At 44.8% G+C, this 15,272-nt stretch carries 12 protein-coding genes; 7 read left to right on the top strand and 5 right to left on the bottom strand.

Annotated features, from left to right (window positions below):
* The first annotated feature begins 6 nt into the window (after nucleotides 1-6).
* The 3 genes from ACLTWA_RS15500 to ACLTWA_RS15510 are packed head-to-tail and all read left to right on the top strand — an operon-like array spanning nucleotide 7 to nucleotide 2,470.
* Nucleotides 7-1,344, top strand: a complete 1,338-nt coding sequence (locus ACLTWA_RS15500) for a lectin like domain-containing protein (RefSeq protein ID WP_412328828.1) — start codon at nucleotides 7-9, stop codon at nucleotides 1,342-1,344.
* A gap of 24 nt (nucleotides 1,345-1,368) precedes the next feature.
* Nucleotides 1,369-2,001: an RdgB/HAM1 family non-canonical purine NTP pyrophosphatase gene (gene rdgB, locus ACLTWA_RS15505; RefSeq protein ID WP_412328798.1), complete on the top strand. Its 633-nt coding sequence runs from the start codon at nucleotides 1,369-1,371 to the stop codon at nucleotides 1,999-2,001.
* Complete coding sequence (locus ACLTWA_RS15510) at nucleotides 1,979-2,470, top strand: YfcE family phosphodiesterase (protein WP_412328799.1); 492 nt, start codon at nucleotides 1,979-1,981, stop codon at nucleotides 2,468-2,470. Before rdgB ends, ACLTWA_RS15510 begins: the two co-directional genes overlap by 23 nt.
* A 99-nt stretch (nucleotides 2,471-2,569) precedes the next feature.
* Here ACLTWA_RS15510 and ACLTWA_RS15515 read toward each other — a convergent pair whose 3' ends face one another.
* Nucleotides 2,570-3,967, bottom strand: coding sequence for an alpha-glucosidase/alpha-galactosidase (locus tag ACLTWA_RS15515; protein WP_412328800.1), 1,398 nt, complete (start codon nucleotides 3,965-3,967; stop codon nucleotides 2,570-2,572).
* Between the two features lie 149 nt (nucleotides 3,968-4,116).
* Here ACLTWA_RS15515 and ACLTWA_RS15520 point away from each other — a divergent pair, with 149 nt between their 5' ends.
* Nucleotides 4,117-4,977, top strand: a complete 861-nt coding sequence (locus ACLTWA_RS15520; protein WP_412328801.1) for an AraC family transcriptional regulator — start codon at nucleotides 4,117-4,119, stop codon at nucleotides 4,975-4,977.
* A 13-nt stretch (nucleotides 4,978-4,990) separates the two neighbouring features.
* Here ACLTWA_RS15520 and mtlD read toward each other — a convergent pair whose 3' ends face one another.
* From mtlD to ACLTWA_RS15540, 4 genes are all read right to left on the bottom strand, one after another.
* Nucleotides 4,991-7,096 (bottom strand): bifunctional mannitol-1-phosphate dehydrogenase/phosphatase, encoded by a 2,106-nt coding sequence (gene mtlD, locus ACLTWA_RS15525; RefSeq protein ID WP_412328802.1) that lies wholly within the window; start codon nucleotides 7,094-7,096, stop codon nucleotides 4,991-4,993.
* Nucleotides 7,097-7,421: 325 nt separating this feature from the next.
* Nucleotides 7,422-8,540, bottom strand: a complete 1,119-nt coding sequence (locus ACLTWA_RS15530) for a glycoside hydrolase family 105 protein (protein ID WP_412328829.1) — start codon at nucleotides 8,538-8,540, stop codon at nucleotides 7,422-7,424.
* On the bottom strand, nucleotides 8,540-10,081 hold the full coding sequence (locus ACLTWA_RS15535; RefSeq protein WP_412328803.1) for a response regulator transcription factor: 1,542 nt from the start codon (nucleotides 10,079-10,081) through the stop codon (nucleotides 8,540-8,542). The genes ACLTWA_RS15530 and ACLTWA_RS15535 overlap by 1 nt, the downstream gene beginning before the upstream one ends.
* Before the next feature lies 1 nt (nucleotide 10,082).
* Nucleotides 10,083-11,849: a sensor histidine kinase gene (locus tag ACLTWA_RS15540; RefSeq protein WP_412328804.1), complete on the bottom strand. Its 1,767-nt coding sequence runs from the start codon at nucleotides 11,847-11,849 to the stop codon at nucleotides 10,083-10,085.
* A gap of 178 nt (nucleotides 11,850-12,027) precedes the next feature.
* Here ACLTWA_RS15540 and ACLTWA_RS15545 point away from each other — a divergent pair, with 178 nt between their 5' ends.
* Genes ACLTWA_RS15545 through ACLTWA_RS15555 form a run of 3 tightly spaced genes read left to right on the top strand, consistent with a single transcriptional unit; the run spans nucleotide 12,028 to nucleotide 15,194 of the window.
* A complete protein-coding gene (locus ACLTWA_RS15545) occupies nucleotides 12,028-13,377 on the top strand; it encodes an ABC transporter substrate-binding protein (protein WP_412328805.1) in 1,350 nt (449 codons plus the stop codon).
* 26 nt (nucleotides 13,378-13,403) lie between these two features.
* On the top strand, nucleotides 13,404-14,333 hold the full coding sequence (locus ACLTWA_RS15550) for a carbohydrate ABC transporter permease (protein ID WP_412328806.1): 930 nt from the start codon (nucleotides 13,404-13,406) through the stop codon (nucleotides 14,331-14,333).
* A gap of 6 nt (nucleotides 14,334-14,339) precedes the next feature.
* A complete protein-coding gene (locus ACLTWA_RS15555; RefSeq protein WP_412328807.1) occupies nucleotides 14,340-15,194 on the top strand; it encodes a carbohydrate ABC transporter permease in 855 nt (284 codons plus the stop codon).
* Nucleotides 15,195-15,272: the final 78 nt, after the last annotated feature.

Genomic DNA, 15,272 nt, shown 5'->3' on the forward strand with positions numbered 1-15,272 from the left:
AAATGGATGGCCCTTTTGCTTTTTGTGGTCTGTATTATAACGGGCTGCCAATCCATAAATCCTGTAGGAGAACCTTCAAAGGAAACTGTTATTTCCCGGACAGAAGCAGGCAAGGGGTCCATTGACCCGGAGACTGCCGTTCTTCCGGTTTCCTACGATGGAAGAAAAGAGGGCAGGGTCCCTCCGGTGAAAAATCAGGGAACCCTTGGAACCTGCTGGGCTTTTGCTTCTCTGCAGGCACTGGAAGCCAGTCTGTTACCGGAAGAATCGTTTGATTTCTCCGAAGATCATATGTCCTTAGGCAATGGGTTCTGCATTCCACAGGAAGAGGGCGGGGAATTCACCATGTCCCTGGCTTATCTCCTCTCCTGGAAGGGGCCTGTGCTGGAGTCGGATGATCCCTATGGGGACGGGATATCCCCGGAGGGATTAAAAGCCGTAAAGCACGTCCAGGAGATTCAGCTGATTCCGGGCAAGGACTACGAAAAGATCAAACGGGCGGTGCTTCAGTACGGCGGGGTACAGAGTTCTCTCTATACCTCTATGACGGACGAAAACAGCCGGTCCTCCTCTTATAATGAAGAGGCTTACGCATATTGCTATATCGGTTCCCAGCTGCCGAACCACGATTCTGTGATCATTGGCTGGGATGATGCCTACCCAAAGGAGAATTTTAACGCAGACGTTGGCGGAGACGGAGCCTTTATCTGTTTAAACAGCTGGGGAAAGGGCTTTGGGGATCAGGGATATTATTATGTGTCATATTATGATTCCAATATTGGAATGAATAATCTGGTCTATGCTGCAGTAGAGGATCCGGATAATTACGATCATATTTATCAGTCTGACCTAAGAGGCTGGGTGGGCCAGCTTGGATATGGGAAAGATACGGTGTGGATGTCCAATGTTTATGAGGCAGGGGGCCGTGAAACGCTGTCTGCCGTCGGATTTTATGCTACGGATTCCAGGACTTCCTATGAGATCTATGGAGTGCCTGATGCAAAAAATCAGGATGAAATCATGAATGGAGAAGATGCCGGCCGGAGAATACTTCTGGCAGAAGGCAGCTTTCAAAACGCCGGCTACTATACGGTGCCTGTATCCGATAAATCTACGAAAGCTGTGGAGCTTCATAAGGGGGAGCGGTTTGCAGTTACCGTAAAGATAACCACGCCCAATACGGTTCATCCTGCAGCAATTGAATACGATGCGGGAGATGGCCGCACCTTTGCAGATCTTTCCGATGGAGAAGGTTACATCAGCATTGACGGTGTAACCTGGGAAAGGGTGGAAGAAAAACAAAACTGCAATTTATGCTTAAAGGCGTACACAAAAGACCGTTAGAATTGGGAATTAAGGAGATAACAAATGAACCAGGAGATCATTGTTTTTGCAACCGGCAACGAGGGGAAGATGCGGGAAATCCGTGAGATTTTAAAGGACCTGGGAATGAAGGTATTGTCCATGAAAGAGGCGGGTGTCACCATTGATATTGTGGAAGACGGGTCTACCTTTGGGGAAAATGCAGAGATAAAAGCCAAAGCCGTGTGGAAGAGAACCGGAGGAATCGTACTTGCAGATGATTCCGGCCTGGTGGTGGACTGCTTAAACGGGGAACCGGGAATTTACTCTGCCAGATACATGGGGGAGGATACTTCTTATGTGATCAAAAACCAGAAGATTCTCGACCGGGCAGCCAGAGCATCCGGAGCAGAACGAAGCGCCCGGTTTGTCTGTAATATTGCAGCAGTTCTGCCGGATGGAAGCATTCTTCATACGGAGGAAACCATGGAAGGTTTTTTGGCTGACCGTCCGGCCGGTGTGGATGGATTTGGCTACGATCCTATATTTTATATACCTGAGTTTTCAAAGACGGCAGCAGAGCTTACCATGGAACAGAAAAATAAAATCAGCCACCGTGGAAAGGCATTGGAAGCCATGAAATGGAAGCTTATGGATTTTTACGGGAGGAAGCAGGATGAGAGTACTGATTGTCAGTGATACCCATCGCAAGGACGAGAATCTTTATAAGATTATAAGGGAAAAAGGTCCCTTTGATATGTTGATTCATCTGGGTGATGTGGAAGGCAGTGAAGAAAAGATTGCCGGATGGGCAGGAGAAAACTGCCAGGTCCATATGGTTCTGGGAAATAATGATTTCTTTTCGGAGCTGGACCGGGAAAAGGAAATAAACATCGGAAAATACCGGGTATTGCTTACCCACGGTCATTATTATAATGTTTCTCTTGGGGTGGAACGGCTGGAGCTGGAGGCAAGGGAACGGAATCTGGATATTATCATGTACGGACATACCCACAGGCCCTTTTATGAGGTACATAATGGGGTTATCATTTTAAATCCGGGAAGTTTGTCTTATCCAAGGCAGGAGGGGAGAAAGCCTTCCTATATGGTGATGGAGATCGATGAGAATGGAGAGGGGCATTTTAGTCTTAATTTTTGCGGAGGCTGAGAGGGAAAAGAGCCGGCAGAGGGACACGGCACCAAATCGGTGCGGTCGTGTCCCTCTGCCGGCCTTTTTTCCGGAAACGTGTTGCCGGGGGCGGAAAGATTATTTCCAGCCTTCGGGCAAATATTTCATGGTGTTGTTGATCATGTCGTCGGCCAGGGATTTGATCTCTGCTTCGGTGGCGCGGCCTTTTACCAGAGGGTCGGCGGCGAATGCTTCGTAGACCAGGGTGCGGTCGCAGGTGAGGGCGGCTTTTAAGATGCGCTCGTGGTTGTCGGTGTGTGGGGTGATTAATTCCAGGATGTTTTCCGGAATGGAGCCGGCGATGACCGGTTTGATGCTGTCACGGGCAAAAACGGCATTGGTTTCTACGATGGCATGTTCGGGCAGATTTGGAATCTGTAAGCCGGTGTTTGGGATGTTCACGTTGCTGATGGTGCGCGCAAGACCGCAGAGAGACTTAATTAAAAGGATTCCTTCTTCGCCGGATGGCTTTAACTGGATCTCTTCCTCTCCGTTTACCAGGCGGTGGCTTCGTTCCAGACGTTTTTTTAAGTCCTCTTTTCTCCAGGCGACGGTGGTTAAGCCAAACTTCCAGCTTTTTACGGTTTCAGGGTCTTTTAAATATTCTTCTCCTGGCATGAATTCCGCAAGGTGGCGGTCTCCGGCAGCGGCGATCAGACCGTAGCGGCAAAACAAGTCGAATTTTAAACGGTGGGCGCATTCAAACGTGCTGTTCGCCCAGTTTTTGTCCGGCTCGCTGTAGCCTTCTTCATAGTGGGAATCAATGTAATCACGGTATACGGGGAATAGATCAATTCCTTTATAGGAGGCCTGGTCAAACCAGGTAAAGTGGTTAATACCAAGGACATTTACGTGAATGTCACGGCGGTCCAGGTCTTTTAAGCCCAGCGCTTCTTCACAGATCCCTTTTAAGACCTTCTGAGTGCCGAAGACTTCGTGGCAGCAGCCAAAGGCTTTGATCTGGGGGAATACGTGATAGAGGGTTTTTACGCATAAGGACATGGGATTTGTGTAGTTAATGACCCAGGCCTCCGGAGCGTACTCTTTGATGGCTTCTGCAATGGTTACGAACATGGGAATGGTGCGCAGGGCACGGATCATTCCGCCAGGGCCAGCGGTATCGCCTACGGACTGGTAAATCCCAAGTCTTTCGGGAAGGTGGACGTCAGATTCCATTTCGTCAAAGGTTCCCGGAAGAATGGAAATGACCGCAAAGTCACAGCCGGTCAATGCCTCCTCTAAGGACCCGGACGTTTCATAATTCCATTTTCCAATGGTGTCTTCTCTGCTCGTCAGCTTATTGCCGATGATTTCATTGCTCTTTGAGGCGGACTCGTCAATGTCGTATAAGCGAATGGTTCCGCTTAATGAGTCATCCATGGATAAGTCGGTCATAAAGGTCCAGGCCCAGCCTCTGGAGCCGCCGCCGATATAGGCGATCTTTAAATCTGTGACTTTGTTGTCAGCGTATTTCATAAGGGGTTCCTCCTGTAATATAAATATATTTTAGGTGTTTCCTTGTGCTCTATATTGCATATTATAATGTATTATAGTATTATAATGCTAATATAATCGGTTCTTTTTTTTATATAATCATACTTTTGGCTACAAACATGGAGGTCGGAATGGAAAAAACAGTTTTTTCAGAAAGCATGGAGGGAATCGTCATTGATGAAGTGGTCCGGGATCAGGAATATTCCATGACCATGAAGCATTTTCATGACACGTATGAGCTGTATTTTCTCCTGGAAGGAGAGCGGTATTACTTCATTGAAAAGGAGACTTATTATGTGAAGACCGGAGACCTGGTTCTGGTAAACAGGGAGCAGGTCCACAAAACGAGCCAGGCGGGATGTAAAACCCATGACCGGATTCTTCTTCAGCTGAGCCAAAGAGTTTTAGAGCCGTGGCTGAAAAGTGCCGGTATGTATTCTCTGGAAAAGATATTTGGGGATTATTATGGAGTCATAAAACTTTCAGATACCGAATGGGAGGAGATGAAAAATCTTTTGCTTGGAATCAGGAATGAGCTGGAACACCGCGCAGATAAGTATGAGCTTATGGTCCGGTTCATGCTGTCTCAGATTCTTTTGATAATCTGCCGTAACAGGAAGAGGAATGTGGTCAAAGAGATGCCTCCTACGGTGCAGACAGCCAAACACGGGAAGGTTCATGAGGTGGCGGAATATTTAACGGTTCATTGTGAGACCGGGGAAAGCCTGGAGGCGCTTGCGGAGCGGTTCTTTATCAGCAAATCCTATTTAAGCAGGATATTCAGGGAAGTGACCAGCTTTTCCGTCAACGAATACCGGAATCTGGCCAGAGTCAGAAAAGCCAGGGAGCTTTTGGCAAACAGTGATTATTCCATTACTGAGATTTCCGATATCCTCGGGTTTGAAAGTGTGACTTATTTTGAAAGGATTTTCAAAAAACATGCAGCTGCAACACCGTCAGGATACCGGAAAGCGTTTCAATTGGCAAAGTGACAAAGCTCCTGTTCTAAGCAGAATTAGCAGAACTTTTTCTTGCCAGCTCATGAAAATACTGACTGATACGAAGGACGGTATCATAATCTTTTTCTTTATCCAGGAACTTGCAGGGCTTTCCTTCAACCATTCCATTGTAGGTAAGCACCTCTTCAATATTTCCCAATTGATTATAAAGTCTGCGCAGCGCAGCACTTTCTTTATCCTCCGGGTTTTTTAAAGAGATTCCATAGTAGAATCCAAGGGCAGTACCGAATTCAAGAAGCGGAGAGGAACTTTTCATAGAACGCACCATGGACATGGTTCCCAGTATCCGTTCGTTATGCTGAAGCTTTCGGATGGGATCCCGTCCTACCCGGTCTACAGGGTCTTTGAAAGAAAAGCGGCAGCGTTTTATAAAGTTTTTTGTAAAACCGTTGATATAATCTTCATAATCAGGATTTTTCTCTAACAAGGCAGGCTTGATTTCTTCTTCCATAAGTTTGGTTACGAAGTCAAGGATTCGTTCGTCTCCCATTCCCTGCCCGATGGTCTTGTATCCTAAAAGAGAAGAATACCAGGCAATCATGGCATGGGTGCCGTTGGAAAGGCGGTTTTTAATTATCTGCATCTGTCCGATGTCTTCCATCACCTTGATCTGCCGAAGATGATGCAGAAGCGGACTGTTCCCCCCGGCGTAGAGGGTCATGTCAGGCTCGCTGTTAAACAGCACAAGACTGACTTTGGAAAGCTCTGTCTGTATGACAGAGATGTCTTTTAGTATCCGAGTGATCCCTTTTAAACTGATGGCCGGTTTATTGATATTTACAGTATCCGGGACTGTTTCTTTTAAAGTATTCAACTTTCGCTGTATCTGCTTTAAAAGCTCCTCCTTCGGATAGGCAGAAACCATCCGGTTCACTACTGTTTCGCAAAAATAATTATCCTCAAGAATCTCATCGGCGGTTTCTCTGGGAGCCAGCTCCAGGAGTGCTTTTTTTATCTGTTTTTTTACAAAGGAAGCGGCATGAACCTTATTCAGTATGATCAAGATGGTCAGTGGTTCCCGCCCTGCTGCTTTTCGGGCCAGAAGCCCTTTGGCTGTCATTACCGCCTGTTGTTTCACTGCACTTTCCGGGATGCATAAGGCCATAATATCCGCTTCTAGGTACATGGATACCATTTGCTCTTCCTCATCCATATCGATCAGGGAAACATTGCGGATGGTCTGTTCATAGGCAAGGCTCTCATAGTTGACCTGATAGGAATGGAATGCATTTACCATATTCCTTAATTCTGAATTTCTGGTAGCACCGATGATTTTTCCAGGCCTAGTATAGCCATCCCAGTGGGAGAATATCTGGGCAATATATCCGCCTCCAATGGCACCGAAGCCGTGGATTCCGGCAGTAAGAAGGTTATCGTTTTGTGGGAAATGTTCGTTTAGAGTGGGAACAGGATAATTCTTTGTATAGAGTTGCAGATGCTGTAGAAATTCGTTCATACTGTTATAGCACAACCAGGCTTTTTCCTTAATATCCGGACGGGCTTCTTTGATATCCCTGATATAGATTGGCTGACCTCCTGCGGAAGATGCCGCTAACAGGCCGTTTTCAGAATCTTCAAAGATCATGCAGGTATCCGGCTGGCAGTTGATGCCTGCGGCTGCTTTTAAAAAGATCTGTGGGTCCGGCTTTCCTTTGTCTACTTCATCACCGCAGACCACCACATCAAAGTATTTAAAAACATCTGCATCTCTTAAGTATTCTTCTGCAATGGCTCTTTTGCTGGAGGTGGCAACTGCAAGCAAAATTTCATTGCGCTTAAGACGTTCCAGAACTTCAATCAGTCCGTTTTTGACAGGAACGCCGTGTTTCTTTACATAGGATAGTTCCAGTTCGTCGGCTCGTTTGCGGATTTCCTCGTAGGGATAATCGGGACCGAATGCTTCTTTCGCCAAGCGCTTTGCAGAAACAGAACTGAGCCCCAGAGAGTCTAACAGCAGTTTGTCAGGTATGGTTTCTCCATATAGTTCCAGAGATGCTTCTTTTAAGGTCTTCATTCTGAGCCGTTCTGTATCAAACATGGTGCCATCCATATCAAAAATTGCAGCTGTAATATCTTTGTCTATTAACTTCATCACGTGTTCCTCCTTTTTCAGACTTTGAATAGAATCATTATTTTATGTTACAAGATAAGGTGGCCGCTGTCAAATTTGAACTGAATTTTCCTCTTTCAGCAAAAGTCAATTATACCAAGAATCTGTGTGCTTTTTTTCGGGCAGAAGTCGTATATAGATTTGCTTTTGTATATTTTCAGCGGGTTTATTGTGCAATCTGCTGTTTTTCGGTTTTTTTGGTTTTTTATTGATTTATAAGCCCAAAATACCTTTTATTAAAGCAGAACAGGAACATATTTCAATTGAAAATATGTTCCTGAGCATTTGAAAATTTCGGTTTTTTTGGTTATTTTTCCAGTGCCTCGCACAATGCGGTCAGAGCCAGAGCCTGTCCGTAGGCCATCGGCATGATTAATATATTCTTATAATGATCGGCTGTCATACCGATGCCGGTTCCCGCAGATACATTTAAAACCGTTCCGTCTTCAGATATATTCTCGCAGATTGCAGCGATAGCCCGGTCAGCGGCTGCCTGGAAGGACTCATTAAGAATACCGGCTTTTACGCCTCTTAACAGCCCGGCAGCGATGGCTGCAGAGCCGGAAACCTCTTCGTAGCTGGTATCATCGGTAAGAACGGTGTGCCAGAGTCCGGACGGAGCCTGAAGTTTTAAAAGTGCCTCAGCCTGGGACTTAAAGGTATCAATGAAAAAGGTCCTTACGCCTTCGTTCAGTTCCTCTTTGCAATTGTCAAGGTATTCCATGATGCCGTAGGTGAACCAGGAGTTTCCTCTGCACCAGAAAATGCCTCCGAAGTTATCCATTTTATCAAAGCGGAAGCCATGATGGAAGAGTCCGGTCTTTTTATCAAACAGATATTTGATATGAACCAGGAACTGATGGATGGCTTCATTCTTCCAGTCCTGCCTGCCAGACTGGTTGGCCATGTTATTTAAGAAAAGAACTGACATGAACAGAGTGTCCACCCAGAGCTGGCCTTCGTTTAATGATACTCCATTCCTGTCTCCGATGGCACTGGTCACATGCTGGAAGCCGTTATCCGGGGTTTTTGGAAGTTCATTCATGAGCCAGTCCGCCCGTTTCTCGCAAAGCTCTTTAAAATCTCCGGATTTTGTCAGGCTTTCATACAGATAGGACAGGGGGAGAAACGGGGCAGTGGTATTGATGTTTTTGGAAGGAAGTCCTTTATCCACATGTCCGCTGTACCATTTTTCAAAAAAGGGAAGATAGCGGCCGTCTTCATAAAAATCCTGAAGTTTATAGAGCCCGTATAAACCGACTCCCTGTGGCCAGTCCCATTCTTCAATACCGAAATCTCTCTGGATAATGCCCTTTTTTGTATCGGTACGGCTGACGGTCCGGTCTTTGTCGTAATCGCTGCCTCCTAAATTCATGAGTTTTTCCACCACTAAGTGGATTTTTTCAAGTAACTGTTCATTTGACATCATAATTTTTCTCCTTTTGTTCTTGTTTCATGTTTGGTTTTGTACTTTTCAATATATTCGGTCGGCGGAAGGCCGGTATACCGCTTAAATACCTGACTGAAGTACTGAGGATTGCTGCCAAAGCCTACCTGGCGGGCAATGTGCTTCACGTTGTCATTCTGATAGAAGGTCATCAAACGAATAGCTTCTTCCATTCTTTCCTTGTTCAGGTAGTCGGAAAAGCGCATGCCTTCTTCTTTTATGAATTGCTTGCTTAAGTATCCCACGCTTACGAACAGATAATTCTCTGCCAGCCACTTTAATGACAGATTCTCAGAATCCAGGTGTTCTTTGATATAGGATTTTAAATGAGCGATGTTGGAGCTGTTTTTGCAGGAGCTGGTTTCTGGTGCCTTCTGGACCATGACCACCAGCAGAAGCTTTCGTATGTCATTGACCGAATTGCAGGAATAAAGGCGTCTGAAAAAATCACAGGCAACATCCGTTGGCAGCTTTTCCTGCTCCATTCCGCTTTGAAGAAACAGGCCCAGGGCCAGGTTTCTGGCACTGGAGATGGGCATGGAATCCATGAAGACCGAGTCCAGGAGTTTTGCGGCCTGAACTGTGTTTTCTGCAGAAGTAATGGAGTTTTCCAATTGGCTGATCATCCACGGAGAAGCGATATGGTTCTTGATTTCGTGGAAACGGTCGCCTTCTCCAAGGATCAGGATTCTTTCAAAACGCGAGATCTTTGAAAGAATTGTCTGAAACAGTTCCTCCGGAGATTCCTTATGGATAAACTCGGTTTCAAAGGTGACGGACTGGCCGGGATATTTCAGTTTAATGATCTGCCGGTTCATCTCTTCCTGAAGGGCGAGCGTGGATGCAGGAAAAACCAGCACTGCTGTATTTTTTACATACAGAATGGAAAACTGGAGCGGGATTTTGGCCGAATCCAGAAGTCTTTTGATATCGGTGACAAAGTTTTTTAAATAGCCTTCTTCCACAAAAGAGCAGATACAGGCATAGAGGCAGTCTTTGGGAAAGGATAAAAATCCCTGGTATTTGCGGAACACCGGAGAAAACGAGTCCTGGTGTTCCAGCGCTTCCATAATAAAGCTCTGTTCCAGCGGAACGTGCAGGGTTCTAAGAAAATTTTTCTGCTGGAGTCTCCGGTTTTCCTCCTCCATCAGCCTTTCTTTTCGAATGGAAATCAGTGATTCGATCAGTTCATTTTTATCTGTCGGCTTTAGCAGGTAGTAACGGACGCCGTATTTCATTGCCTGTTTGGCATATTCAAAATCATTATATCCGGAAAGCAGGACAAAGGTGATTCTGGAATCCGATTTTATGGAACGGTCGATTAGATCCAGACCGTTTAAAAGGGGCATGCGGATATCCGTGATCACCACATCAGGGTATTCGTCGCAGATAATATCATAGGCTTCCATGCCGTTTTTCGCCGCAGCGATCAGCTCATAGCCGATAGATTGGTAATCAATCATTTGAGAGAGTGCTTCTCTTATAATCTGTTCATCATCTACAATCATCAGTCTCAGCATATCATTCCTCCTGTTCCTTGGGAATGGACAGCATGACCACTGCCTTTCCGTCTTCATTGTAAAACTTCAATCCGTAATGATCTCCGTAAAGCAGCCTTAACCGGGAATTGATGTTTAAAAGCCCTACGCCGGAGCCCTGGGGCGTTATTTCCTTATTCTCTATTTTCTGCAGCAGATCTTTTTCAAACCGGGAACCGGTATTGGTGACTTTAATCTGATAATCCCTGTCCATCTCTTCAATGATGACCCGTATGCGGCACATCTCGTCCGTGTCCTCCATGGCATGTTTTAAAGCATTTTCCACCAGAGGCTGGATACAAAGCTTTGGCACGAAAATCCGGGAAATATTATCAGGGGTCTCCAGTTCAAAGTGGAGCCTGTCTTTAAAGCGGATCTGCTGGATCTGGATATAATTATCCAGCACTTTTAATTCTTCTGACAATGGAATAATATCCTTTTGGTCTGCAATGGAAGCCCGGAATAAATTCCCCAGAGAGCGGACCATGACAGAGATGTCATCGGCCCCGTATTTTTGAGCCATCCAGTTGATGGTGTCCAGCGTGTTGTATAAAAAGTGGGGATTGATCTGCTGCTGGAGCATCTTGATGGCAGAATCTCTGACAAGAAGCTGTTTGTCGTAATTTTCATCCCTGAGGACCTTTACGCTGTGAGTCATCTCATCAAAGCTGCGGTGAAGTTGTCCGATTTCATCCTGGCGGTTTTCATAATCGTAGCATTTCACATTACAGGCAGGAAGTTCCCCGCTTCCAAAGCACTGTATCTTTTCTATCAGATAATCCAGATGACGGAAAATATGGCGGAAAATCAGATTCACGCATACGGCAGTGGACAAAACAATGCAGAGAGTAAAAAGAAAAATCTGCATGCTGATCAGCCGGATCCTGTAAAATAACGGGTCATAATCCCGGAAATAGAGGTAATCCCAGCCCACATAAGGCACATGTCCGCTGATGATAAATTCTTTATTGCCGCTTAAGGTGGCGATGGAATAGGAATTTCCAGCTTTTTTGTTTTCCGTGATCAGCTGAATACAGTATTCATCGTGAAAGGGTTTTGCAGGATAGATCCGCTTATCCCCGTTCATCAGGATGAACATGGAATTTTCTGCAAGGCTGCCGGAATTATTTAAGCCATCTTCAATCATTTTATCCATATCCACCGTGATGTAAAGCTCCCCAAGCTTCTTTAAGCTTAAATACTTCAGCTTTAAAATCTGTCTGGCGCATACCGTATTGGGACCGGGTTCGATGCTGGCTGACCAGACGGACCTTCCTTTTAAGGACTCCAGATTCTTATCCAGTTCTTTGGTGTTGAATTTTAAAATCTCGTCAGAGCTTCCCATACAGATGTTTGTTCCGTCAGACAGTATAATGTTGATGGATTTAATGTAACTGCTGCGGTAAATATAGGAGTAAAGCTGCTGGTAGATATCCCGGCGGGCCAGGGAACGGCGGTTGCTGTAAGGGTTCTCTGAGAGGAACGTTAAGTTGTTTTGTATGACCTGGTCCCCGATTAAGTTGTCCGATACATTTTCCACCATCTGCATCTCCGATTCCAGATAAGTGGTCACATGGTTCAGGGAATTCGCATTGGTACGGTAAAGTTCTTCGTTATACCGGGCGGTGAGTATCTTAATGCTGAGAACAAAGGTGATGCAAAGTGCCAGCATCGCCAGCAGAAATACAGTGAGAATCTTCTTATATAAAGACAGGTTGTTAAACCATATGGTGCACTGACTCATAGACATACATCCTTTCTTCCTAAATGTATTATATAGTAAAAGTGTAAAAAAATAAATTGTAAAAAGCTAAAAAACAATAAAAAGCTGTTTTTTTAACCACAAAAAGCCATATTTTAACTTTACCGTTGTGCATATTTGACATATGATATGGGTATCATATTTAAATCAAAAGGGAGGTTTTATAATGAGAAGAAGATTTTTAGCAACAGCACTTGCTGCACTTTTAGCAGCAGCATCTTTAGCTGGATGCGGTTCCAAATCACAGGGTACTGATACCCAGACAACCGGTGCCTCAAGCGCAGCCGAGACTGGAAGTACAGGATCAGATACCCAGGCAGCATCCGGAGACAAGATTACTTTAAATCTCACCTGGTGGGGGAACCAGACGAGAAATGATGTTACAAAAAAAGCAGCAGATCTGTACATGAGCCAGAATCCCAATGTGGATATCAAGGTGGAATTTACCGACTGGTCCGGTTACTGGGATAAGCTTTCCGCAATGGCCGCAGGCGGCAATATGCCAGATATCATACAGATGGATTATTCCTATTTGAATCAGTACCAGAAGAGCGGACAGCTTGCTGATTTATCGGAATTTATCTCCAACGGCATCATTGATACCTCAAAGATCCCTGAGAGCATTATTGAAAGTGGTTCCATTGACGGCAAATGCTATGCAATCAGCTTGGGAAGCAATGCTCCGATGATGGTTTATGACAAGGCAATTGTTGAAAAAGCAGGAGTTACCATACCGGAACAGCCGACGATTGAGGAATTATACGACATTTCCAAGACAATATACGAAAAGACCGGAACCAAAACTTATTTTGACGGCGGTATCAACATGATGCAGATCATTGCAAGAACCAATGATTCCCATCTGTTTGATGAGTTAAAGGATGGCAAGGAAGATTCCATGAAGCTTCATTTTGCCAATGTTGAGAAATTTGCAAAAGCGGAATTCAGCATTTCCGCAGACCTTCTTGCAGAGAAAAACCCTGATGTTGTGGAGACAAAGCCCATTATTGATGGTACCACATGGAATGACTTTTCATACTCAAACCAGTATATCAGTATTTCAAGCACAGCAGGAAGAGATTTAGGCATTACCATGTATCCGACCACTAAGGATGCAAAATCCCAGCCAATGTTTTTGAAACCAAGCCAGTTCTTCTCCATTTCTGAATCTTCCAAGAATAAAGAAGAAGCAGCGAAGTTTATTGACTGGTTCGTAAACAGCACAGAAGCAAATGACATTCTTCTTGCGGAAAGAGGAATTCCGATCAACACAGCCGTAGCTGATGAAATCAAGCCAAAGACAGATGCGGTTGCACAGAACGTATTTGATTTCATTGCAAAGGTTTCTGAAATTGCAACACCAATCGATGCGCCAGATCCTGCAGGTAAGGGAGAGGTAGAAGCATTAGGAAAAACCGTGGTAGAAGCAATCCGATATGGTGATGCGACCGGTGATGATGCAACCGCTCAGTTCGTGCCGGAAGCCAAGCGCATCCTGGAAGAAGCAGCAAAATAGCAGTTAGACATACTGGAGGGGATAAGATGAAGAACAATCAAATGACCCCCAAAAGAAAAGAATCATTGGCTCAGATATTAAATAAACCGAAGGTTGCAGGATATGTATTTATCCTGCCCTTCATTATAGGATTTTTAGCCTTCCTGGCCATTCCAATGATTTTATCTTTAGGGTTTTCATTCACCAGATACAACATTTTGGAGTCACCGGTTTTTATAGGTCTGGAAAATTACAAGACCATGTTTACCGCAGATACTAAGTTCTGGAGGGTATTCGGCGTAACCATGTATTATGTTCTGTTTTCGGTTCCTCTCCGGCTGCTCATGGCTCTTGCAGTTGCCATGCTGCTAGTAAGGAGTACAAAATTATCCGGATTTTACAGGGCAGTTTATTATTTGCCTTCCATCATTGGTTCCAGCGTTGCAGTCGCCATTCTCTGGAAGCGGATGTTTGCCAGTGACGGTGTGATCAATGCACTTTTGATGATCGTAGGTCTTCCTTCTGACATCGCCTGGCTTGGAAGAACAGATACAGCCATCTGGACGCTGATCATACTTGCCATCTGGCAGTTTGGTTCCTCGATGCTTATATTTTTATCCGGTTTAAAGCAGATTCCGGTCAGCCTTTATGAGGCAGCCACCGTAGACGGTGCCAATGGAATCCAGCGGTTCTTTAAGATCACGCTTCCCATGCTGACACCAAGCATCTTCTTTAACCTGATCAACCAGTTGATCAACGGATTTATGGCATTCACCCAAAGTTACATTATCACTCAGGGAAAGCCCAGAGACACGACGCTGTTCTATACCGTATACATGTACCAGAATTCCTTTACGTACAATAAGCTCGGCTATGGTTGTGCGATGGCCTGGTTCATGGTATTCGTAGTGGGTCTTTTGACCCTGGTACTGTTCAAGACCCAGAAAAAGTGGGTATATTACGAAGCAGAAGGGTGATGAATTATGAAGACAGGATATAAAGAAAAAAGAACTGCCATCACAGTCATATATCATATATTTACCTTTTTCTTCGCATGTGTTATGATATATCCGCTTGTATGGATGGTAATGAGTTCCTTTAAAAATACCAATGAGATATTCCGTACTGCTGCCAGCCTTATTCCTGAAACATTTTCCTTTACCAATTATCATGTCGGCTGGAAGGGATTTGCAGGTTACGGTTTTGCAACCTTTTTTAAGAATTCCTTTATCATTGCAGGTCTTTCTACCGTCGGGGCAGTCATATCATCTGCCGTCATCGGTTATGGATTTTCACGCATTGATTTTAAGTTTAAAGGTTTTTGGTTCGCATGTATGCTGCTTTCCATGATGCTTCCGTTCCAGGTCATCATGATCCCTCAGTACATTATCTTTAATCAGATCGGCTGGGTAGGCAGTTATCTTCCGATCATTGTACCGCAGTTTTTCGGTCAGGGCTTTTTCATTTTCTTAAATATACAGTTTATAAAAGGAATTCCCATGGACTTAGATGAGGCTGCCAGAATGGATGGCTGTTCCATATATTCCATCTTTGTACGGATTATATTACCGCTCATAAAACCATCACTGGTTACAAGCGCGATTTTCTCCTTCATGTGGAGATGGGATGATTTCCTTGCTGCCTTGCTCTACTTAAGTGATCCGTTAAAATATCCGGTCAGCTATGCTCTTAAAATGTTTTCGGATCCTACCGCAGGTTCTGACTGGGGTGCAATGTTTGCAATGGCAACCTTATCCCTGATTCCTATTTTTGTGATTTTTCTGACCATGCAGAAGTACCTGGTAGAAGGAATCGCCTCCACAGGAATTAAGGGCTAATGACGGCTTTTTAGGCGGGAGACCAGCTTTGTGCGGTTTCCCGCCTTTTTAAAATATACAAAGAAGGCGGAGTGTGAT

The sequence above is a fragment of the Lacrimispora sp. genome (genome assembly GCF_046972725.1).
Classification (GTDB): Bacteria; Bacillota; Clostridia; order Lachnospirales; family Lachnospiraceae; genus Lacrimispora.

Excerpts from the sequence above, each read along its gene's own strand:
- ACLTWA_RS15500 (WP_412328828.1), top strand. The coding sequence starts at position 7 with ATGGCCCTTTTGCTTTTTGTGGTCTGTATTATAACGGGCTGCCAATCC.
- rdgB (WP_412328798.1), top strand. The coding sequence starts at position 1,369 with ATGAACCAGGAGATCATTGTTTTTGCAACCGGCAACGAGGGGAAGATG.
- ACLTWA_RS15510 (WP_412328799.1), top strand. The coding sequence starts at position 1,979 with ATGAGAGTACTGATTGTCAGTGATACCCATCGCAAGGACGAGAATCTT.
- ACLTWA_RS15515 (WP_412328800.1), bottom strand. The coding sequence starts at position 3,967 with ATGAAATACGCTGACAACAAAGTCACAGATTTAAAGATCGCCTATATC.
- ACLTWA_RS15520 (WP_412328801.1), top strand. The coding sequence starts at position 4,117 with ATGGAAAAAACAGTTTTTTCAGAAAGCATGGAGGGAATCGTCATTGAT.
- mtlD (WP_412328802.1), bottom strand. The coding sequence starts at position 7,096 with ATGAAGTTAATAGACAAAGATATTACAGCTGCAATTTTTGATATGGAT.
- ACLTWA_RS15530 (WP_412328829.1), bottom strand. The coding sequence starts at position 8,540 with ATGTCAAATGAACAGTTACTTGAAAAAATCCACTTAGTGGTGGAAAAA.
- ACLTWA_RS15535 (WP_412328803.1), bottom strand. The coding sequence starts at position 10,081 with ATGCTGAGACTGATGATTGTAGATGATGAACAGATTATAAGAGAAGCA.
- ACLTWA_RS15540 (WP_412328804.1), bottom strand. The coding sequence starts at position 11,849 with ATGTCTATGAGTCAGTGCACCATATGGTTTAACAACCTGTCTTTATAT.
- ACLTWA_RS15545 (WP_412328805.1), top strand. The coding sequence starts at position 12,028 with ATGAGAAGAAGATTTTTAGCAACAGCACTTGCTGCACTTTTAGCAGCA.
- ACLTWA_RS15550 (WP_412328806.1), top strand. The coding sequence starts at position 13,404 with ATGAAGAACAATCAAATGACCCCCAAAAGAAAAGAATCATTGGCTCAG.
- ACLTWA_RS15555 (WP_412328807.1), top strand. The coding sequence starts at position 14,340 with ATGAAGACAGGATATAAAGAAAAAAGAACTGCCATCACAGTCATATAT.